This window comes from Streptomyces sp. NPDC014676 (assembly GCF_043084105.1).
GTDB lineage: Bacteria > Actinomycetota > Actinomycetes > Streptomycetales > Streptomycetaceae > Streptomyces.
Map to the genome: position 1 here is coordinate 107,671 of NZ_JBIBZI010000018.1, position 20,174 is coordinate 127,844.

At 71.2% G+C, this 20,174-nt stretch carries 19 protein-coding genes and 1 pseudogene; 11 read left to right on the plus strand and 9 right to left on the minus strand.

The annotated features are described in order from the left end of the window. The first annotated feature begins 8 nt into the window (after positions 1-8). A complete protein-coding gene (locus ACF1DX_RS34520) occupies positions 9-785 on the plus strand; it encodes an SDR family NAD(P)-dependent oxidoreductase (protein WP_391795107.1) in 777 nt (258 codons plus the stop codon). Then, positions 785-925: a hypothetical protein gene (locus ACF1DX_RS34525; protein ID WP_391795108.1), complete on the plus strand. Its 141-nt coding sequence runs from the start codon at positions 785-787 to the stop codon at positions 923-925. Before ACF1DX_RS34520 ends, ACF1DX_RS34525 begins: the two co-directional genes overlap by 1 nt. 37 nt (positions 926-962) lie before the next feature. On the opposite strand, the gene ACF1DX_RS34530 is transcribed toward ACF1DX_RS34525, so the two are convergent. Further along, complete coding sequence (locus tag ACF1DX_RS34530) at positions 963-2,156, minus strand: RtcB family protein (protein ID WP_391795109.1); 1,194 nt, start codon at positions 2,154-2,156, stop codon at positions 963-965. Positions 2,157-2,371: 215 nt separating this feature from the next. Here ACF1DX_RS34530 and ACF1DX_RS34535 point away from each other — a divergent pair, with 215 nt between their 5' ends. From ACF1DX_RS34535 to ACF1DX_RS34545, 3 genes are all read left to right on the plus strand, one after another. Continuing rightward, on the plus strand, positions 2,372-3,178 hold the full coding sequence (locus ACF1DX_RS34535) for a DUF3558 domain-containing protein (protein ID WP_391795110.1): 807 nt from the start codon (positions 2,372-2,374) through the stop codon (positions 3,176-3,178). A 119-nt stretch (positions 3,179-3,297) separates the two neighbouring features. After that, entirely contained in the window at positions 3,298-4,155 is an 858-nt protein-coding gene (locus ACF1DX_RS34540) for a DUF3558 family protein (protein WP_391795111.1), read from the plus strand. Positions 4,156-4,245: 90 nt separating this feature from the next. After that, the gene (locus tag ACF1DX_RS34545) at positions 4,246-5,541 is read left to right on the plus strand and encodes a DUF2637 domain-containing protein (RefSeq protein ID WP_391795112.1); all 1,296 of its coding nucleotides are present in this window, start codon (positions 4,246-4,248) and stop codon (positions 5,539-5,541) included. A gap of 75 nt (positions 5,542-5,616) precedes the next feature. On the opposite strand, the gene lysS is transcribed toward ACF1DX_RS34545, so the two are convergent. Then, the gene (gene lysS / locus ACF1DX_RS34550; protein ID WP_391795113.1) at positions 5,617-7,359 is read right to left on the minus strand and encodes a lysine--tRNA ligase; all 1,743 of its coding nucleotides are present in this window, start codon (positions 7,357-7,359) and stop codon (positions 5,617-5,619) included. A 151-nt stretch (positions 7,360-7,510) separates the two neighbouring features. Here lysS and argS point away from each other — a divergent pair, with 151 nt between their 5' ends. Continuing rightward, entirely contained in the window at positions 7,511-9,271 is a 1,761-nt protein-coding gene (argS, locus tag ACF1DX_RS34555) for an arginine--tRNA ligase (protein ID WP_391795114.1), read from the plus strand. A gap of 68 nt (positions 9,272-9,339) precedes the next feature. Here the strand turns inward: argS and ACF1DX_RS34560 are convergent, their stop codons facing one another. Beyond that, positions 9,340-9,789, minus strand: coding sequence for a peptidoglycan-binding protein (locus ACF1DX_RS34560; RefSeq protein WP_391795115.1), 450 nt, complete (start codon positions 9,787-9,789; stop codon positions 9,340-9,342). 361 nt (positions 9,790-10,150) lie between these two features. On the opposite strand from ACF1DX_RS34560, the gene ACF1DX_RS34565 reads away from it, so the two are divergent. From ACF1DX_RS34565 to ACF1DX_RS34575, 3 genes and pseudogenes are all read left to right on the plus strand, one after another. Then, a complete protein-coding gene (locus tag ACF1DX_RS34565) occupies positions 10,151-10,906 on the plus strand; it encodes a peptidoglycan-binding protein (RefSeq protein WP_391795116.1) in 756 nt (251 codons plus the stop codon). Beyond that, the gene (locus ACF1DX_RS34570; RefSeq protein WP_391795117.1) at positions 10,903-11,748 is read left to right on the plus strand and encodes a DUF2690 domain-containing protein; all 846 of its coding nucleotides are present in this window, start codon (positions 10,903-10,905) and stop codon (positions 11,746-11,748) included. The genes ACF1DX_RS34565 and ACF1DX_RS34570 overlap by 4 nt, the downstream gene beginning before the upstream one ends. A 129-nt stretch (positions 11,749-11,877) precedes the next feature. Next, positions 11,878-11,970 (plus strand): annotated as a pseudogene (locus ACF1DX_RS34575) (DALR anticodon-binding domain-containing protein); the annotation flags it as partial. Positions 11,971-11,995: 25 nt separating this feature from the next. Here ACF1DX_RS34575 and ACF1DX_RS34580 read toward each other — a convergent pair. The 3 genes from ACF1DX_RS34580 to ACF1DX_RS34590 all read right to left on the minus strand — a co-directional run bounded on the left by ACF1DX_RS34580 (position 11,996) and on the right by ACF1DX_RS34590 (position 15,558). Then, complete coding sequence (locus tag ACF1DX_RS34580; RefSeq protein WP_391795118.1) at positions 11,996-12,838, minus strand: arylamine N-acetyltransferase; 843 nt, start codon at positions 12,836-12,838, stop codon at positions 11,996-11,998. Positions 12,839-13,026: 188 nt separating this feature from the next. Further along, complete coding sequence (locus tag ACF1DX_RS34585; RefSeq protein ID WP_391795119.1) at positions 13,027-13,929, minus strand: SAM-dependent methyltransferase; 903 nt, start codon at positions 13,927-13,929, stop codon at positions 13,027-13,029. 129 nt (positions 13,930-14,058) lie between these two features. Then, positions 14,059-15,558 carry a helix-turn-helix domain-containing protein gene (locus tag ACF1DX_RS34590; protein WP_391795120.1) on the minus strand — a complete coding sequence of 500 codons (1,500 nt, stop codon included), beginning with the start codon at positions 15,556-15,558 and terminating at the stop codon, positions 14,059-14,061. 200 nt (positions 15,559-15,758) lie between these two features. Between ACF1DX_RS34590 and ACF1DX_RS34595 the strand changes: the two genes are divergently transcribed. Beyond that, positions 15,759-16,490: a DUF4232 domain-containing protein gene (locus tag ACF1DX_RS34595; RefSeq protein WP_391795121.1), complete on the plus strand. Its 732-nt coding sequence runs from the start codon at positions 15,759-15,761 to the stop codon at positions 16,488-16,490. A gap of 102 nt (positions 16,491-16,592) precedes the next feature. On the opposite strand, the gene hemB is transcribed toward ACF1DX_RS34595, so the two are convergent. Continuing rightward, on the minus strand, positions 16,593-17,585 hold the full coding sequence (gene hemB, locus ACF1DX_RS34600; protein WP_391795122.1) for a porphobilinogen synthase: 993 nt from the start codon (positions 17,583-17,585) through the stop codon (positions 16,593-16,595). Between the two features lie 304 nt (positions 17,586-17,889). Between hemB and ACF1DX_RS34605 the strand changes: the two genes are divergently transcribed. After that, on the plus strand, positions 17,890-18,849 hold the full coding sequence (locus tag ACF1DX_RS34605) for a D-2-hydroxyacid dehydrogenase family protein (RefSeq protein WP_391795123.1): 960 nt from the start codon (positions 17,890-17,892) through the stop codon (positions 18,847-18,849). Positions 18,850-18,901: 52 nt separating this feature from the next. On the opposite strand, the gene ACF1DX_RS34610 is transcribed toward ACF1DX_RS34605, so the two are convergent. Both ACF1DX_RS34610 and ACF1DX_RS34615 read right to left on the minus strand, forming a co-directional pair. After that, complete coding sequence (locus ACF1DX_RS34610) at positions 18,902-19,372, minus strand: RICIN domain-containing protein (protein ID WP_391795153.1); 471 nt, start codon at positions 19,370-19,372, stop codon at positions 18,902-18,904. A gap of 186 nt (positions 19,373-19,558) precedes the next feature. Then, positions 19,559-20,140 carry a TetR/AcrR family transcriptional regulator gene (locus tag ACF1DX_RS34615; RefSeq protein ID WP_391795124.1) on the minus strand — a complete coding sequence of 194 codons (582 nt, stop codon included), beginning with the start codon at positions 20,138-20,140 and terminating at the stop codon, positions 19,559-19,561. Positions 20,141-20,174: the final 34 nt, after the last annotated feature.

Here is a 20,174-nt window from a genome sequence, read left to right on the forward strand (position 1 = left end):
AGCAGCCCATGGCCACCGCCGTACCGCCCGCCGCGTCCCGTATCGCCGTCGTCACGGGCGCGAGCAGCGGCATCGGCGCCGCCACGGCCCGCCGCCTCGCCGAGGCCGGCTACCGCGTCGTCCTCACCGCCCGCCGCAAGGACCGCATCGAGGCCCTCGCCGAGGAACTCACCGCCGCCGGCCACAAGGCCACCGCCTACCCCCTCGACGTCACCGACCGCGCCGCCGTCGACGAGTTCGCCACCGCCTTCAAGACCGTCGGCGTCCTCGTCAACAACGCCGGCGGCGCACTCGGCGCCGACCCGGTCGCCACCGGCGACCCGGACCAGTGGCGCACTATGTACGAGACGAACGTCCTCGGCACCCTCAACCTCACCCAGGCCCTGCTCCCCAAGCTGGACGCCAGCGGCGACGGCACGGTCGTCGTCGTGTCCTCCACCGCCGGCCACGCCACCTACGAGGGCGGCGCGGGCTACGTCGCCGCCAAGCACGGCGCCCACGTCCTCGCCGAGACCCTGCGCCTGGAGATCGTCGGCCGCCCGGTGCGCGTCATCGAGATCGCGCCCGGCATGGTCAAGACCGACGAGTTCGCCCTCACCCGCTTCGGCGGCGACACGGAGAAGGCCGCCCAGGTCTACCAGGGCGTCGCCGAACCCCTCACCGCGGACGACGTCGCCGACACCATCGCCTGGGCGGTCACCCGCCCGCCCCACGTCAACATCGACCTGCTGGTCGTCCGCCCCCGTGCCCAGGCCTCCAACACCAAGGTCCACCGGGAGCCCTGATGTCCGACGACACCGAACAGCGCCGCCTGGCCCTGGAGAAGAAGCGCGAACGCTACGTCTGGTACTACCTCGGCTACTTCCTCTTCGGCATCCACATCGTGGCCTTCGTCATGATCTACGCGGTGACCCACGCGAAGTAGCGGGCCCCCTGACAGGGGACCCGCCCACCTCGTCGCGTCAGCCCTTCACGCAGACGACCTGCTTCAGCTTCGCCACGACCTCCACGAGGTCCCGCTGCTGGTCGATGACCTGCTCGATCGGCTTGTAGGCGCCCGGAATCTCGTCCACGACACCGGAGTCCTTCCGGCACTCCACGCCCCGCGTCTGCTCCTCCAGGTCCTTCGTCGAGAAGCGCCGCTTCGCCGCGTTGCGGCTCATCCGCCGGCCGGCGCCGTGCGACGCCGAGTTGAAGGACTTGGCGTTCCCGAGGCCCTTGACGATGTACGAACCCGTGCCCATGGAGCCCGGGATGATCCCGTACTCGCCGGAACCCGCGCGGATCGCGCCCTTGCGGGTCACGAGCAGGTCCATGCCCTCGTAGCGCTCCTCGGCCACGTAGTTGTGGTGCGCGCTGATCTCCGGCTCGAAGGTCGGCTTCGCCTTCTTGAACTCCTTGCGGACCACGTCCTTCAGGAGCGCCATCATGATCGAGCGGTTGTACTTCGCGTACTCCTGCGCCCAGAACAGGTCGTTGCGGTACGCCGCCATCTGCGGGGTGTCCGCGATGAAGACGGCGAGGTCACGGTCGACCAGATTCTGATTGTGCGGGAGCTTCTGGGCGATGCCGATGTGGTGCTCGGCGAGCTCCTTGCCGATGTTCCGGGAACCGGAGTGCAGCATCAACCAGACGGAACCATCAGTATCAGTACATACCTCTACGAAATGATTTCCGCCGCCCAATGTCCCCATCTGCTTCGTGGCGCGCTCCTCGCGGAACTTCACCGCGTCCGCCACCCCGCCGAACCGGCCCCAGAAGTCGTCCCAGCCGGCGGTCCCGAAACCGTGCAGCCGTCCCGGATCGACGGGGTCGTCGTGCATCCCCCGGCCCACCGGAATGACCTGCTCGATCTTCGACCGCAGCCGCGACAGATCCCCCGGCAGGTCGTTCGCCGTCAGGGACGTCTTCACCGCGGACATGCCGCAGCCGATGTCGACGCCCACCGCCGCGGGACACACCGCGCCCCGCATCGCGATGACCGACCCGACCGTCGCGCCCTTGCCGTAGTGCACGTCCGGCATGACCGCCAGGCCCTTGATCCACGGCAGGGTCGCCACGTTCCGCAGTTGCTGGAGGGCGCCCTCCTCCACCGTCGCCGGATCCGTCCACATCCGGATCGGCACCTTCGCACCCGGCAGTTCCACGTACGACATAACGTCCTCGTTCCCCCGAAAGCCAACAGAAGTCATGAATCGCAAAACCGGTGCCAAGGTCGATGAAAAGGGATGACGGACCGGCGTCCACGGTGTTGCGTGCGATACACATTGTCTGCAGGGGACGCCCCCGTGCGGCAAGCGATTAACCAGCGGGGACACTGGGGAGACCCGGCGGGCACCGGCCCGCACCCACCGTCGAGAGGAGCCCGAACGTGCAGCGGAAGGCGTACGTACCCGGCGTCGCCGCGCTCCTGGCGGCCGTCCTGGCCGGCTGCACCGGCAGCTCGGAGGACGGCGGCCAGTCGGACAACTCCAACCCGGGAAGCGCCGGTACGGCCACCCAGGCCGCCCAGCCCGGCAAGTACGCCACGCTCCCCGAGCCCTGCGGCGTGGTCGAGGACGCGACGCTCGACCAACTCCTGCCCGGCATCGGGGAGATGACCGACGAGGCGCAGCGCGAGAAGGCGTACGCGGGTACGGCGACCCTCACGTACGACACGGACCGCAAGGTGGGTTGCCGCTGGAAGGTGGAGTCGGCGGAGGCGACCGACCATCTGCTGGTCGACTTCGAGCGGGCCGTCTCCTACGACAACGCCGTCAGTGACGACGCCCAGGCCGAGGAACTCTTCGCGGAGAAGCGGGAAGCGGCGGATCTTCCGGAGCCGGTGGTGACGGCGACGGAGTCCGGTGTTCCGTCCATCGGCCCGTCCGTGAACCCGAGTTCGTCTCCCTCGGCCGGGTCGTCCGCCACCTCCTCGCCGTCCGCGGCTCCTTCCGATCTCCAGCCCCGCCTGCTGGAGGACCTGGGTGAGGAGGCGTTCCTCGACGACGAGCTGAACAGCTCCGGTTCGACCGCCCAGCAGCGCACGGTGACTGTGGCGTTCCGCACGTCCAATGTGATCGTGACCGTCGAGTACGCGGAGCAGCCGGTGACCGTCGGAGTCGTCCCGGACAGCAAGGAATTGCAGGACAGGGCACGGAAACTGGCGTCGGAGCTGGCCGATTCGCTGAGCGGCTGAGTACCGTCCGGGGGGCCTTCGCCCTTCTGCGTGAAGCGTGCGAAGGGCGGCCGCGCGGGTGGCTCACCGCGTACCGTGACCCCTCGGACCCCGTTTTGACCGCAGGGAACACGAGCGTCATGAGTGAAGGAACCATGCAGCGACGAGTACAGCGAGACCCGCGATCACCGCGAGCGAAGCGCCTTGCCCGCGTCCTTGTCTGCGCGGTCGCCGTCCCCCTGGTCGCCGCCGGCTGCTCCTCGGACTCCGGCTCCGACGACGGCAAGGACAAGGGCGCCTCCGCCTCCGCCTCGCAGTCCGCGAGCCCGTCCCCGACGGTGCGGGCGGCGGCGTACAGGACGCTTCCGGAGCCGTGCGAGGTGTTGTCCGAGAAGACGCTGGACGATCTGGCGCCGAAGGCGAAGCCGGGCAAGGAGGGCTCCTCGGACGACGTCTCCACCCGGGGCAGCTGCTCCTGGAACAGCCTGGACAACAACGGTGTGAAGGGCTCGCAGTTCCGTTGGCTGAATGTGTCGCTGCTGCGCTTCGAGTCGGACGCCACCCGTGGTGCGGGTGACGAGCTCGCCCAGGAGTACTACGACAAACAGGTGCGGGACGCGCAGTCGGCCGAGGGTGCGAAGAGCGTCAAGGCGGAGCCGGCCGACGGGGTGGGTGACGAGGCGACCGCGGTGCGTTACGAGCTGAAGAAGAAGGAAGGCACCTTCAAGCAGCAGACGGTCGTGGCGCGTGTGGAGAACGTGGTCGTCACCCTGGACTACAACGGTGCCGGTCTCGCCGGTGACAAGACGCCGGACGCCGACGACCTGATGAAGGACGCGCGGAAGGCGGCCGGGGAGGCGGTGGCCTCGGTGACGAAGGCGAACGGTACGGGTGCCGCGGCGTCCGGGTCGGCGTCCGCGTCCCCCTCGAAGCCGGCGTCGAAGTCTCCTTCCTCGTCCGCCTCGAAGTCCGCTTCGAAGGTGTCGAGCAAGGGCTGACCCGGTTCCGAACGGGAACCGGCCACCCGTCCCCCGTACACATGTGCCACTCTGTTGCGCGCAACAACACGCACTGGGAGGGGAGTACGGGTGGCCGCGCCACTGCAGCTGACACGGATGCACCGGGTTCTCATCGGCGTGGTCGTCTTCGGTGCCGTGATCATCGCCGGAATCGGCTTCGCGGGTTCGTACGCGGCCGTCCGTGAGCTCGCCCTGAAGAAGGGCTTCGGGAATTTCAGTTACGTCTTTCCGATCGGCATCGACGCCGGTATCTGTGTTCTGCTGGCCCTGGACCTGCTGCTGACCTGGATCCGCATCCCGTTCCCGCTGCTGCGGCAGACGGCGTGGCTGCTGACGGCGGCGACGATCGCGTTCAACGGCGCGGCGGCGTGGCCGGATCCGCTGGGCGTGGGCATGCACGGGGTGATCCCGATCCTGTTCGTGGTCTCGGTGGAGGCGGCCCGGCACGCGGTCGGCCGGATCGCCGACATCACCGCCGACAAGCACATGGAGGGTGTCCGGCTCACGCGCTGGATGCTGTCGCCGGTGCCGACGTTCCTGCTGTGGCGCCGGATGAAGTTGTGGGAGCTGCGTTCCTACGAGCAGGTGATCAAGCTGGAGCAGGAGCGGCTGGTCTATCAGGCCCGTCTCCGTTCCCGTTTCGGCCGTGCCTGGCGCCGTAAGGCCCCGGTCGAGGCCCTGATGCCCCTGCGTCTCGCCAAGTACGGTGTTCCTCTGGCCGAGACGGCTCCGTCGGGGCTGGCGGCGGCGGGCATAGAGCCGGCGCTGATACCCCCGGCGCCCGAGGCGCCGGAGATGGCCGCGGGCAGTCGTGCCGCCGGGGCGGCTCCGGTGGGCGCGGCGGTGCCTCAGGGTGAGCAGCGCCTGGAGCTGGAGGGCAACCAGGACCCCGGGCCGCAGGAGGACGCGGCCCCGGACCAGAACCAGTGGCTCCACGCCCGGGACCCCCGCACCGTCGAGTACCACGGCGGCTACGACCCCACCTACGATCCCGACGAGGAGTACGCCCGCTGGTACGCGGAGCAGCAGCAGGCCGAGCAGTACGAGGACCAGTACCAGGAGGAGCCGCCTCTCCAGGAGCCCTCTCCGGAGGAGACCGGCAGTTTCCCCATCCCGGTGGTTCCCGGCGGCCGCACCCGTGAGCTGGGTGAGGGGGGCGGCACTCCCGTCGCGGATCCGGACGAGGAGGCGTACTACCAGGTGTTCCGTCAGTCGATAGACGGCAGCTATCCCACGCCCCGGGTCCTCGGTGACAACATCCAGGCGACCTACGGCACGACGCTGAACCCGAGCGAGCTGAAGGCCCTCGCCGAGCGTTTCCAGCAGCGCCACACGGCGGAGCTGGAGGAGGACCACATCGCGTAAGGCGCGAGGCGCGGATATGACGACAGGGGGCGCCCGGCCGGTACCGGGCGCCCCCTGTCGTCGTACAAGTGGGGGCTACTCCCCGAGCAGCGTCCGCACTCGCTCCTGGCCCACCGCCAGCAGCAGCGTGGGCAGTCGCGGGCCGGTGTCCCGTCCGACCAGCAGGTGGTAGAGCAGGGCGAAGAACGACCGCTGGGCGGACTTGATCTCCGCCGGCAGTTCCTTGGGGGTGGCGTCGGCGGGGAAGCCGGCCTGGACCTTGGGGACGCCGTAGACGAGGTGGGTGAGTCCGTCGAGCGACCAGTTGTCGGCGAGTCCGTCGAGCAGCAGCCGCAGCGACTGCTGTCCCTGTTCGTCGAGGGACTTCAGCAGCTCGGTGTCGGGCTCCGCGCGGACGATGGTGCGCTGGTCGGCGGGGACGTGGGTGTTGATCCACGCCTCGGCCTTGTCGTAGCGCGGGCGGGCTTCGTCCAGGGAGCCCAGCGGGTTCGACGGGTCGAGGTCGCTGAGGATGCGCAGTGCCTGGTCCTCGTGTCCGGCGGTGATGTCGGCCACCGAGGCGAGTGTGCGGTACGGCAGTGGCCGGGGCGTGCGCGGCAGCTCACCGCTCGCGGTGCGTACCGCGCGGGAGTGCGCGGCGGCGTCGGCGGGCAGGGCGGAGCCGTCGGCGACCTTGGCGTCGAGGCGGTCCCACTCGTCGTAGAGGCGCTGGATCTCCTGGTCGAAGGCGATCTTGAAGGACTGGTTGGGGCGGCGGCGGGCGTAGAGCCAGCGCAGCAGCTGCGGTTCCATGATCTTCAGTGCGTCGGCGGGGGTCGGCACGCCGCCCTTCGAGGAGGACATCTTCGCCATGCCGCTGATGCCGACGAAGGCGTACATCGGCCCGATGGGCTGCTTGCCGTCGAAGATCCCGACGATCTGCCCGCCGACCTGGAAGGACGAGCCGGGCGAGGAGTGGTCGACGCCGCTGGGCTCGAAGATCACGCCTTCGTACGCCCAGCGCATGGGCCAGTCGACCTTCCAGACCAGCTTGCCGCGGTTGAACTCGTTGAGCCGGACGGTCTCCGAGAAGCCGCACGCCGTGCAGGCGTAGGTCAGCTCGGTGGAGTCGTCGTCGTAGGCGGTGACCGTCGTCAGGTCCTTCTCGCAGTTGCCGCAGTACGGCTTGTACGGGAAGTAGCCGGCGGCGCCGGAGCTGCCGTCGTCCTCGGCGGCGGCGCCGGAGCCCTCGGCGGCCTCCAGTTCGGCCTCGTCGACCGGCTTCTGCTGCTGCTTCTTCGCCGGGGCCTTCTTGGTGCGGTACTGGGCGAGGATCGCGTCGATGTCGGCGCGGTGCCGCATGGCGTGCAGGATCTGCTCGCGGTAGACGCCGGAGGTGTACTGCTCGGTCTGGCTGATGCCGTCGAACTCCACGCCCAGCTCGGCCAGCGACGCGGTCATCGCGGCCTTGAAGTGCTCGGCCCAGTTCGGGTGGGCGGAGCCCTTGGGGGCGGGGACGGAGGTCAGCGGCTTGCCGATGTGCTCGGCCCACGACTCGTCGACGCCGGTGATGCCGGCCGGGACCTTGCGGTACCGGTCGTAGTCGTCCCAGGAGATCAGGTGCCGGACCTGGTGGCCGCGGCGGCGGATCTCGTCGGCGACGAGGTGGGGGGTCATGACCTCGCGGAGGTTGCCCAGGTGGATCGGGCCGGAGGGCGACAGCCCGGACGCGACGACCACAGGTTTGCCCGGGGCCCGACGCTCCGACTCCTCGATGACGTCGTCCGCGAAACGGGAGACCCAGTCGGTGGTCTCGGTGCTCTGAGCCACGATCGGCACGTCCTTCTTTCTGCTCGGGCAGCCGGTACGGTCGCACGGCTGACCGCTCCATTCTCCCAGTCCGGCCCGTATCCGCGAAAACCGCTTTTCACCGCGTGGGATACTCGGTTTCCGTAGCAGTCCACGAACCCGAGAGAACGGCAGCCACTCCATGGCCTCGGTCACGTCCCTCACCGACTCCGTCCAGCAGCATCTCGCGTCCGCCCTCTCGGCCACCCGCCCCGAGGCCGCCGGCGCGGACCCGCTGCTGCGACGAAGCGACCGGGCGGACTTCCAGGCCAACGGCATCCTCGCGCTGGCGAAGAAGGCGAAGGCGAACCCGCGGGAGCTGGCGGCCGAGGTCGTCTCGCACCTCACCACCGGCGACGACCTGATCAAGGACGTCGAGGTCTCCGGCCCCGGCTTCCTCAACATCACCGTCGCCGACCGGGCGATCACCGCGAACCTCGCCGCGCGGCTCGCGGACGGCGAGCGGCTCGGTGTGCCGCTGAAGGCGGACGCGGGCGTCACGGTCGTCGACTACGCCCAGCCGAACGTGGCGAAGGAGATGCACGTCGGCCATCTGCGGTCGGCGGTCATCGGTGACGCCCTGCGCGGCATGCTCGACTTCACCGGCGAGAAGACGATCGGCCGGCACCACATCGGCGACTGGGGCACCCAGTTCGGCATGCTCATCCAGTACCTGTTCGAGCACCCGGGCGAGCTGGCCCCGCCGGAGGAGGTCGACGGCGAGCAGGCCATGTCGAACCTGAACCGGGTGTACAAGGCGTCGCGCGCGCTCTTCGACTCGGACGAGGAGTTCAAGGAGCGGGCCCGTAAGCGGGTCGTCGCCCTGCAGTCCGGCGACAAGGAGACGCTGGAGCTGTGGCAGCAGTTCGTGGACGAGTCGAAGGTCTACTTCTACTCGGTCTTCGAGAAGCTGGACATGGAGATCCGCGACGAGGAGATCGTCGGCGAGTCCGCGTACAACGAGGGCATGCCGGAGACCGCCCGTCTCCTGGAGGAGATGGGCGTCGCGGTGCGCTCCGAGGGCGCGCTCGTGGTGTTCTTCGACGACATCCGCGGCAAGGACGACCAGCCGGTCCCGCTGATCGTGCAGAAGGCGGACGGCGGCTTCGGTTACGCGGCGTCCGACCTGACCGCGATCCGCGACCGGGTCCAGGGCCTGCACGCAACCACGCTGCTGTACGTCGTCGACGTGCGTCAGTCGCTGCACTTCAGGATGGTCTTCGAGACCGCCCGGCGGGCCGGCTGGCTCGGCGACGAGGTCACCGCGCACAACATGGGCTACGGCACGGTGCTCGGCGCGGACGGCAAGCCCTTCAAGACGCGTGAGGGCGAGACCGTACGCCTTGAGGACCTCCTCGACGAGGCCGTGCAGCGGGCGGCGGAGGTGGTCCGGGAGAAGGCGAAGGACCTCACCGAGGACGAGATCCGGGAGCGGGCGGCGCAGGTCGGCATCGGGGCCGTGAAGTACGCGGACCTGTCGACGTCGCCGAGCCGCGACTACAAGTTCGACCTGGACCAGATGGTCTCGCTCAACGGTGACACGTCCGTGTACCTCCAGTACGCGTACGCCCGTATCCAGTCCATCCTCCGCAAGGCCGGCGAGGTCCGCCCGGCCGCCCACCCGGAGCTGGCGCTGCACGAGGCGGAGCGTGCGCTGGGCCTGCACCTGGACGCGTTCGGGGACACGGTCTTCGAGGCGGCCGGGGAGTACGCCCCGCACAAGCTGGCCGCGTACCTGTACCAGCTCGCGTCGCTGTACACGTCGTTCTACGACAAGTGCCCGGTGCTGAAGGCCGGTTCGCCGGAGCAGGTGGCCAACCGCCTGTTCCTGTGCGACCTCACGGCCCGCACCCTGCACCGGGGCATGGCCCTGCTGGGCATCCGGACGCCCGAGCGGCTCTGACGGTTTCACCGGCGTACGGCACGCGGCCCGTCCTGTTCCCTCCGGGGAGGACGGGCCGCGGCGTTCGCTCAGGCGCAGTAGTTGATGTCGTTGAAGTCCCAGAACGCGTCCTTGGTCGCCGGTCCGGCGATCCCGTCGACGGCGATGCCGGCGCCGTGCAGGTTCAGGTACTTCTGCAGCGCTATGACCGTGTTGGTCCCGACGATTCCGTCGATGGAATCGTCGTAGTAGCCCAGGTCCCTGAACTTCCTCTGCGCCGCCTTCCAGCTGTCGGTGCCGAGCTGTCCGTCGATCGTGCCGGGGTTGTACCCCGTGTCGCGCAGCCAGCACTGCCAGCGTTGGGCCCGGGCGGTGCTCAGCCCCAGGTTGACCACCGCGAGCGTCCTCGCCTCGGTGTTCACCACCCGCTCCTGGGCCGTCGCGGGAGCCGCCATGGCGGTGCCCGCGGTCGCCAGGCCGCCGGCGGCGATGCCGACGGCGGTGGTGACGCCGACGAGTGCCTTCGTGAGAGCTCGCATGCTGTTCCCCTCCGTTGAGGTGCGATGGGCAGAACCGGCCGCACCGGCCGGCTCCACGACGAGACTGCGGGTCCGGCGGGATGCCGGGCCACCGCTGACGCGTGACTGACGCCCTCCTGGGACGTCCCGCCCGCTGAGCTGCCGGGACGTGGTCCGCCAAGGCGGTGCGGCGGGACGGCCGCGGCGCACGGTGGCCGGTTTCCGTGCGTTGGCCAAAACCGCCGTCCTGTGGCCGTCGTGACGGCTGATGCAGAATGAGGCCGGGACACGGGGCCCGGGATCGACCGTCCCGAGCGCGAGTGGGGGGAACTTGTCGCGTTGGAGAGAGCTGCCCGCCGAACTCCACCCAGAGATACGACAGTTGATCGTTCGGCTACGCAAGCTGAAGGACCGCGGTGAACTGAGTACGCGGCAACTGGCCGCGAAGACCGGCTACAGCACCAGGTCGTGGGAACGCTATCTGGGCGGCAGGTCCCTGCCGCCCCGGGAGGCCGTCGAGGCGATGGCCCGCATCGGCGGTGACGATCCGGCCCGGCTGCTGGTGCTGCACGAGATCGCTGCCGAACGCTGGGCGGAGGGACGCACGGCCACCACCGGCCCCCCGCCCGACGCGCCGGCGGCGCCGGAGCACGGGCCCGCGGTGCGACGGCCGTACGGGCGTTCCCTGCGTGTCACGGTCACGGCGGGAGCGGTGGCCCTGGTGCTGTCCTTCTCCGCGGTGCTCGTCCTGGCCGTGGAACTGGCCGAGACCCGTGCCGCCGCCGAGGCCGCCCGCGCTGGTGCGGTCGCGGCGACGACGGACACCGCGGCCCCCGACCCGGCATTTCTGTTGCCGGCCCTCTACACCTGCCGGCCGGAACGGACCGGCGACCTCTGGTACGCGGGCCACAGCCGCACCCGGGACACCGTCGTAGCGTACGGCGCCAGGGGGCCGGAGGTGATCGAGGCACAGTGCCTGCTGCGCCGGGCGGGCGTCTCCCCGGGGGACGTCGACGGGATCTTCGGCCCGCTGACCCGGCGCGCGGTCAAACGCTTCCAGGACCGGGAGGGGCTGGCCGTGGACGGGATCGTCGGCCCGTGCACCTGGCGGGCGCTCCGGGTGGCGGCACCGGGATGACCACGGAACACACCCGGCTGACCGCGGCGCTGCGCGAGCTGAGGGCCCGTACGGGACTGAGTCTTGCGGCACTGGCGGAACGCACGGTGTACAGCAAGTCGTCGTGGGAGCGTTACCTCAACGGCAAGGCCATGCCGCCGCGGCAGGCGATCCGGGAGCTGTGCCGGGTCGCCGGTGAACCGGACGGGCGGCTGCTGGCGCTGTGGGAGATCGCCGAGTCGGCCTGGAGCGGACGCGCGGCGGTCCTCGCTCCCGACCCGGTTCCCGCCCCCGCCCCGGCCGGGCCGCGGTGCGGCCCCGGGACCGAAGCCGGGTCCGGGCGGTCACGCGGCCGGTGGGGCAGGCTCCTGGTGGTGCTGGTCTCGGTCTACGCCGTGATCGCCGGCGGTGTGGCGCTGGGGTTCCTCCTGCTGCCGCACCGGGATCCCGGACCGGGCGAACCGCTGTCGTCCTCCTCGTACGTCCTCGCGCCTCGCTGCCACGGGGACACCTGCGAGGGCCGGGACCCGATGCGCATGGTCTGCGGTGTCGACCCCGACAGCCTCGCCACGTACCGCGCGCCCACCGGCGCCCACGTGGAACTGCGCTACAGCGAGGAGTGCGGCGCGATCTGGGCCCGGATGTGGGGGGCCCGGATCGGTGACCGGGTGGACGTCACGGTCGACGGTCCGCCCCGGGAGGTGCGCGCCGCGGACCGGATCGACGCGGAGACCTACGTCTACACCGAGATGACCGCGGCCCGCCCCGGCAGCACCGTCCGGGCCTGCTTCCGGCCCGCGGCGGACGGTGGCGAGCGGGAGTGCTTCGAGGCCCGCGTGGGCGCGGCCGCGCCGGGCCCGTAGCCCTCGCGGCGCCGGGCGCGTAGCGCCTCCCGGAGCTTCCGCTTCCCGCGGTCCGGACGGTCCGGCGGGCCTCGGCCCTTCGTGGTGACGGCCCCGTGGACGTCGATGCCGGCGTCCGTCACGTCGCGGGTGGCCGACCGCCTGTTCCTGTGCGGCCTCACGGCCCGCACGCTCCACCGGGGCATGGCCCCGCTGGGCATCCGGACGCCCGAGCGGCTCTGACGTCGCCGCCGGGGCCCGGGCCCCGTCACCGCAGGAGCGTCAGGCCCGCCGGTGCGTCGATGCCGAACTCCTCGGCCAGCGTCCGGTGGGCCTCCGTCTCGTCGGACAGCTTCCTCTCGGCGACCGTGCCGTCGTCGGTGCGCGTCACGGTGAGGCGGTCGCCGTCGAGGAGCAGGTGGGCGTCCGGGGTGAGGCGCTGGACGTAGGGGCGCCGGGAGAACGGGGACCGCGGGTTCGTGGCGATGTGCCAGTTGATCATCTCGTAGTCGGACGGCTCGAACGGCTCCGGGGTGAAGGCGTACTGCGCCTGCCAGCCGCCCGTGGTGTGCGCCTGGAGCACCCATGTCTCCAGCGGCCCCCGGCGCGGTGCGCGTATCAGCCGGTGCCGGCGTCCGGCGTCGTGGAACTCGGTGTCCGCCGTGAGCGGCACCGGTTCCAGCAGCGAGCCGATGGCGCCGAAGCCGACGTCGGCCAGGTGGGGCCGCGGCTCGCCGGGCAGCTCGGCGAGGAGGGCCATGTGGGTGCGCGGGCGGTCCTCGAAGCGGTCCGCGCCGACCACGACCCGCGCGGTCAGCCGGGTCACCCGTACGCCGAGCGCCTCCAGGGCCGCCGCGAACAGCGTGTTGTGCTCATAGCAGTAGCCGCCGCGCCGGCGGCCGTGGACCAGCTTGGCCATCAGGTCGGAGAGGTCGAGGGAGGGGGCCCGGCCGCCGAGGGCGTCGAGGTTCTCGAAGGGGATGGCCCTCATGTGGGCGAGCTGCACGCCGCGGAGCGTGGCCGCGTCGGGGTGCCGCCCGCCCTCCCAGCCGATGCGCTCGAAGTAGGCGTCGAGGGAGAAGGGTGTCGTCGTCCGTGCGCTGTCAGACATGGCATCACGGTACGTGCGGCGGCGGCATCCCCGCCCTCGTCCATTGGTCCTACGCCGGGGTCCGCCGCGGGTCCTGGGCCGTCCGGTGCGCCGCCGTCCGCAGCCCCTCGCCCAGCCTGCGCAGCCCTTCCGCGATCTCGTCCGGGGTCTGCGTCACGAAGCACAGGCGAAGTGTGGCGCGGCCCGTCTCAGCCCTTCGCGGCGACGGCTCCGTAGACGTTGATGTCGGCGTCCGTCACGTCGTCGATGTCCTCGTAGCGGACCCGCTCGATGGGGTCGAGGCCCTCCAGGTAGGAGGCCTCCGGCCGCTCGGGGACGGGTGCGGCGTGGTCGGGGCGCCAGTGGTGCACGGGGACCACGCCCGGGTCCACGACGTCCAGGGAGTTCTCCGCGAAGAACCGCTCAACCTGCGCCCGCGTGCGCAGCACGAACGTGAACCCCCGCTCGGTGTACGTCCGTTGGACCGCCCGGATGCTCTCGGGGTTGAGGTCCTCGGTGAGGTGGCTGAGCACCACGCGGCTGCCGGAGGGCAGGGCGCCGACGAGTTCGCGCACGATCGGGTACGCCTCCTCGCCCTCGACGAAGTGCAGGACGGCGACCAGGCACAGCGCGATCGGCCGGTCGAAGTCCAGTGTCTTCGCCGCCCGTTCGAGAATGGCGGCCGGGTCCTTCAGGTCCGCGTCGAGGTAGTCCGTACGCCCCTCGGGCCCGCCGGTGAGCAGGGCGCGCGCGTGCGCCAGCACCACCGGGTCGTTGTCGACGTACACGACGCGCGACTCGGGGGCGACGCGCTGGGCGATCTGGTGCACGTTCTCCGCGGTGGGCAGGCCGGTGCCGATGTCGAGGAACTGGCGGATGCCGTCGTCCGTCACCAGCTCGTTCACCGCGCGCCGCAGGAAGTCCCGGTTGTGCCGCACGTCGAGGTACCCGCGCGGGTTCGCCGCCAGTCCCGCGGCCGCCGCCGACAGGTCCGCGGGGTAGTGGTCCTTGCCCCCGAGGAGCACGTCGTAGACCCGGGCCGGATGCGCCTTGCCGCTGTCGATCCGCCGTTGGAACTCGGCGGGGTCCTGGCTGAGCGCGTCACCGGACACGGGCTTCTCCCTCACGGTTCGTGCTGGACGAAACGGTGCGCACGCACACCCTGCCGGGAGCGGCGCCCCACGCGATCACCTTACGCCGGGCGGCAGTTGGACCGCCGCCCGGACGCGCCGTCCGCCGGATCAGGTGCCCTCGAAGTACTCCCAGGTGTTGCCGCCCAGCATGTACCCGTAGTACTCGGTCTTCGAGGCGCTGGTGCGGAACGGCTTGCCGTGGTCGTCGATCCGGATCGTGCCCTTCCGTGATCCGCTGGACCAGTCGAGCTCCAGGTACCAGCGGACGTCGTGCCCGGAGGTGTGCGCGTCGACGTAGAAGACCTCGGGGTCGGACTCGGTCACGCTGTAGGGGAAGTTCCGCTGCCCGTTGATCGGGGTGACCGTGGCGTCGCCCAGGTCGAGCGACGCGTCGAACGACTTGGTGGACACCTCGCCGCCGCAGCCGACGCCCGCCGCGTACTTCTTCCATTCGAGCGGTGCCCCACTGCTCGCCACGCGCAGGTGCAGCCCTTGCACGACGACGGTCTCCTCGCCCGTGCCCTGCACGGTGAGCGCGACCATCTGCCGGTCGGCGGGGACGGCACCGAGCGGGGTGACCCAGCCGACCGCGCTCTGCTGGGAGGGCGGGGGCGGCATGTTCTGCGGGCTGCGGTCGACGAGGAAACTCTGCTCGCAGGGGGAGTCCCAGTAGTACGGCGTGGTCTGCACCGTGACCGGGACACCCCCCTCTTCTCCGCGGTCCCGGCCGGTGGAACCGCCGGCGTTCCCGCCCCGGGAGGCCGAAGGGCTCGCCGTCGGCTCGTCCTTCGCGGACGCGGAGGCGGACGGCTTGGCCGACTTGCTCGTGCTCGGGGAGGCCGACCGCTCGGTCCGCGACGGCGAGGGGGACTCCGAGGGGGAGACGGTGGCTCCGGCGGCGTCGGCGGAGCCGTCCCGTCCGGTCTCCCCGTCCGGGAGCAGCGTCGCTCCGAGCGCCACGGCGACGACGAGGGCGACGGCCGTGCCGGCGTACAGGGCGGTCCGCCGTGAGAGCCTGCGGCCCCCCGCCGGTGTACCGGCCCGGGCCGCGTCACCGACCACGGTGACGGCCTCCTCCTCGTCTCCCGGGGACGCGCCGGCGGGGGGCTCGCTTCCGGTGCGGCCGGGCTCGGCCGGCTCCTCGGCAGACTCGGCCTTCTTATCGGCGGGCTCGGCCTTCTCCCCGGCGGGCTCGGCCTGCCCCTCGGAGGGCTCGGCTCCTCCCATGACCGGCTCGGCCCGCCCCTCGACGGACTCGCCCTCCTCCGAGGACGTGGTCTTCCGCTCCTCCGCGGACTTGGCCTTCTCTCCCTCCGCGGACTTGGCCTTCTCCTTCGCGCCGCTGTCCTCCTTCACGCCCCGCAGGGCGTCCGCGCGGATCCAGCGGCGGTGGAGCTCCAGCAGTTCCTCGGGGGTCGCCCGGCACAACCGGGCCATCCGTTCCACCGGGGCGAACTCCACCGGTACGACCTCACCGCTGACGTAGCGGTGGAGTGTCGACGCACTCATGTGCAACCGCTTGCCCAGCGTCCCGTAACTGAGGCCGGAACGCTCCTTCAGCTCCTTCAGCAGCCCCGCGAAATCGTCCCCCGCCACCGTCTCTCCCATTCCCGCATCCCCGCACCGCGTCCCAGCGGGACGCTGTTTTCCCAGCTCAGAGCCGTTTTCGTCATTCCATTGTCCCGCATGTCCCGGCGTGGCTGGCGACCGGGACGGACCGTGCCACACGCTGTGGTCATCCAAGCAGCCGTTCCTGACCACCAGTTGAGCGGCCCGCACACTCCAGCCACATCCGAAGGGGTTTCACCATGTCCGTACGCACCATCCGCACCCGCCTGTTCGCCGCGTCCACCGTCGCCCTGGCGGCGCTGGCACTGACGGCCTGCGAGGGCGGATCGGACACGGGCGCCGACAGCCCGTCCTCCTCCACCACGGCCACCGCCGAAACGAAGCCGTCCACCGCGGACTCCGCCGGCACGTCTGGAGACAACGGCTCGAACGGTACGGACGCCCAGGGCGACAAGGGCGGTTCGTCCGGCTCCTCGGGCGCCGGCGAGAACAACGGCACGGCAGGCGGGTCCGGAAACGGGAACGGAAACGGCTCCGGCTCCGGCTCCGGCACGCAGGACAAGGGCACCCTCGGCAAGTGCTCCGCGTCCGCCGTGAAGGTCACCGCCACCGAGGTGGAGCGCCCGGTCAACCACCTGCTGCTGACCGCCACCAACACCGGCTCGAAGAGCTGCTACCTGCCCGCCTACCCGCAGGCGAAGTTCGGCGAGGCCCAGTCCGTGCCGCCGGTCTTCGAGGAGACCAAGCCGCAGGCGGTGACGACCCTGGAGCCCGGCAAGTCCGGTTACGCGGGCGTGCTGCTGTCGGCCGCCGACGGCAGCGCCGGGAACGGGCACACGGTGAACACCCTCACGATTCCGTTCGGCGACGGCTCGATCGCCACCGTGAGCCTGCCCCCCGGCGGCGTCCACGTCGACGACGCCCTGCAGGTCACCTACTGGCAGTCCACCATGGACAACGCCCTGTACTAGAGCGCGGCACCCGCCCGGCTCCCCCGGCCCGCCCGTCCCGCCCCGCCCGCTCCTCGGCAGGCAGGGAGGGACGGGCCGCGGGCATGCGGCAGGGGTCAGGCGTCAGCGCAGGGCGCGGGCCACCTCGGTGGCCCAGTAGGTGAGGATGCTGCGCGCACCGGCCCGCTTGATGCCGGTCAGTGCCTCCATGATCGCCCGGTCCCGGTCGATCCAGCCCTTCTCGGCGGCGGCCTCGATCATCGAGTACTCACCGGAGATCTGGTACGCCGCCACCGGCACGTCCACCGCGTCCGCGACCCGGGCGAGGATGTCCAGGTACGGGCCCGCCGGCTTCACCATCACCATGTCGGCGCCCTCCTCCAGGTCGAGCGCCAGCTCGCGCATCGACTCGCGGACGTTCGCCGGGTCCTGCTGGTACGTCTTGCGGTCGCCCTTGAGCGAGGAGCCGACGGCCTCCCGGAACGGCCCGTAGAAGGCGGAGGCGTACTTGGCGGTGTAGGCGAGGATGGCGACGTCCTCCCGCCCGATCTGGTCGAGGGCGTCGCGGACGACGCCGATCTGCCCGTCCATCATCCCGCTCGGCCCGACGACGTGGGCGCCCGCGTCGGCCTGCACCTGGGCCATCTCGGCGTACCGCTCCAGCGTGGCGTCGTTGTCGACGCGCCCCTGCTCGTCGAGGACCCCGCAGTGCCCGTGGTCGGTGGTCTCGTCGAGGCACAGGTCGGACATGACGAGCAGGTCGTCCCCGACCTCGGCCCGCACGTCCCGCAGGGCCACCTGGAGGATCCCGTCCGGGTCGGTGCCCGGCGTCCCGAGGGCGTCCTTCTTGGACTCCTCCGGCACGCCGAACAGCATGATCCCGGAGATCCCGGCCGCCACGGCCTCAGCCGCCGCCTTCTTCAGGCTGTCCCGCGTGTGCTGCACCACGCCCGGCATCGCCGCGATCGGCACGGGTTCGCTCACGCCCTCCCGCACGAAGGCCGGGAGGATGAAGTCGGCGGGGTGCAGCCGGGTCTCGGCGACCATGCGCCGCATGGCGGGGGTGGTCCGCAGACGCCGCGTCCGCGTGCCGGGGAAGGATCCGTACGTCGTCATACCACCTACGCTACGCCCGCCCCTCCCGTGCCTTTGCCGACGCGAAGTCGGCGGCCCCGGACCACGTGCGGTCCCCGATCCCCGTACGGACCCCGAAGGCCCACCTCCAGGCCCCCGGGTCCACGTGCGGCCCCCGGAGGTCCACGCTCCCCCATGCGGACCCGCCCCCCTGTGCGGCCCCCGGAGATCCACGAACGCCCGCCCCGGACCGAGCGGACCCACGCCCCGCCGAACCTCCTCCGCTTCGGCCCCGCGGTGTGGGTACCGTTCCCTCCACCGCGCTCACGCCACCGGGAGGAACACCATGCGGCTTCGCTGTGCCGTGCTCGACGACTTCCAGGACGTCGCCACCACGATCGCCGACTGGAGCCCCCTCCACGACCGCGTGGAGGTGACCTCCTTCACCGAGCACTTCGCCACGGAGGACGAACTGGCCGCGGCGCTCGCGGACTTCGAGATCGTGGTGACGCTGCGGGAACGCGTCCCGTTCCGTACCTCCCTGCTCGACCGGCTCCCCCGGCTGGAGCTGCTCGTCGCGTCCGGCATGCGCAACTCGGTCATCGACCACGCCGCCGCCGAACGCAACGGCGTCACGGTCTGCGGCACCCAGAGCTTCCCCACCCCGCCGGTGGAACTGACCTGGGCGCTGCTGCTCGGACTGGCCCGCGGCATCGTCCCGGAGAGCAACGCCCTGCGTGCGGGCGGTCCTTGGCAGTCGACGGTCGGCGCGGACCTGCACGGCCGCCGCCTCGGTCTGCTCGGGCTGGGCAAGATCGGCAGCCGGGTGGCGCGGGTGGGCCTCGCCTTCGGCATGGAGGTCACGGCGTGGAGCCCGCACCTCACCAAGGAGCGCACGGACGAGGTGGGCGTCGAACTGGCGCCCTCGAAGGAGGAGTTGCTCCGCACCAGCGACTACGTCTCGCTCCACCTCGTCCTGGGCGACACCACCCGGGGCATCCTGAGCGCCCCCGAACTGGCCCTGCTGAAGCCGACCGCCCACCTGATCAACACCTCCCGCTCGGCACTCGTCGACCAGGACGCCCTGCTCACCGCACTGCACGAGGGCCGTATCGCGGGCGCGGCGGTCGACGTCTTCGACACGGAGCCGCTCCCCGCCGGCCACCCGATGCGCACCGCCCCCCGCCTCCTGGCCACCCCACATCTCGGCTACGTCTCCGAGCTCAACTACCGCACGTACTACGGCCAGGCGGTCGAGGACATCGAGGCCTACCTCTCCGGCGCCCCGATCCGCCGCCTCGGCTGACGCCGCCGGAGCGCGCGTCGCCGAGACGGCCGCCCCGCACGTGGCGCAGGGGTCAGAACTCACTGGCGGGGAACACCCGCCACACCTGGGCCAGGTGCACCCCGCCGCCCCACATCCGGGTCAGGCCGAGCAACTTGTCGTTCAGCTGGTGGTATTCGGCGAGGCCGAGCGCGAAACGTGGATGCACGACCGAGACGATGACGTAGCTGTCGGAACTGACGTCCTGGCGGACGAACCGCCAGTTCTGGTGGAGGCTGTCGGTCCGCTCCTGGAAGGTGACGACGTCCGACGGCTTGGCGCCGACGGTCAGGCAGCGGCGGTTGGCGAACGATTCGATGCGTGCGGTCCCGTCCCCGTTCTCCACCAGGTACCACTTGTGGCCGGTGGTGTTTGTCCGGAACGGGAACTCGGCCCAGTTCTGCACGTGGTTGCCGACACCGTCGTGCCAGTCGTTGCACATGAAGTACGTCCCGGTGACGTGATGAGACATCCCCACCGGACCGATGGGCAGTGCCGTGATCATGTCGGGCACGAGTGACTCCTCGTCTCTCCGTTCGGGCCGCGTGGCCCCGTACGCGAAGAGCCTTCACACCCACCCACCACCCCAACCAGCGGGCGGAGTCGCGCCACCGCACTCCACGCCCCCTGCGCACTCCGCACAGCGGCGCACTCCGCGCGCACACCGGCACCCGGCGGAACGCCGTACGCCTCACGGCGCGGTCAGCACCTGCCGCACGAACTCCCCCAGGCGTGCCCGAAGTTCGTCCCGGCCCAGCCCGCGCGCCCCGGCGAGGTACTCGACCAGGTCCGCCCGTACGGCGGCCAGCAGGGCGTGTGCGGTGAAGTCTCCGTCGGCGAGATTCGGGACGTCCGCCAGCGCGGACCGCAGGAGAGCGTGCCATCGCCCGTAGTGCTCCGCCCGGTAGGGGCTGTCGGCCCCGGCCCCCTCCAGCGCCAGCGCGAGATGGCGGTTGTCGAGCTTGAAGCACAGGATGGCGTCGAGCAGCGCGGGCACGCGCTCCGGCGCGGGCGCGCCGGGACCCAGCGGCGGCGGCCCCTCCGCCACGGCCCGCTCCAGGGGCTCCAGCCGTGCCGCGTACAGCGCGCGGATCAGCGCCGTGCGGTCGCCGAAGGCGCGGAACAGCGTCCCCTTGCCGACACCGGCCGCCGCCGCGACGTCGGACATCGTGATGTCGTCAGGGTTCTCGCAGCGGGCGAAGAGTTCGTCGGCGGCGGCGAGCAGCGCCGCCCGATTGCGGGCCGCGTCCTTGCGCGGCTTGCGCTCGGTCATGCGATCCCCGCTCCTTCCTCCGTGATCGTCCTCC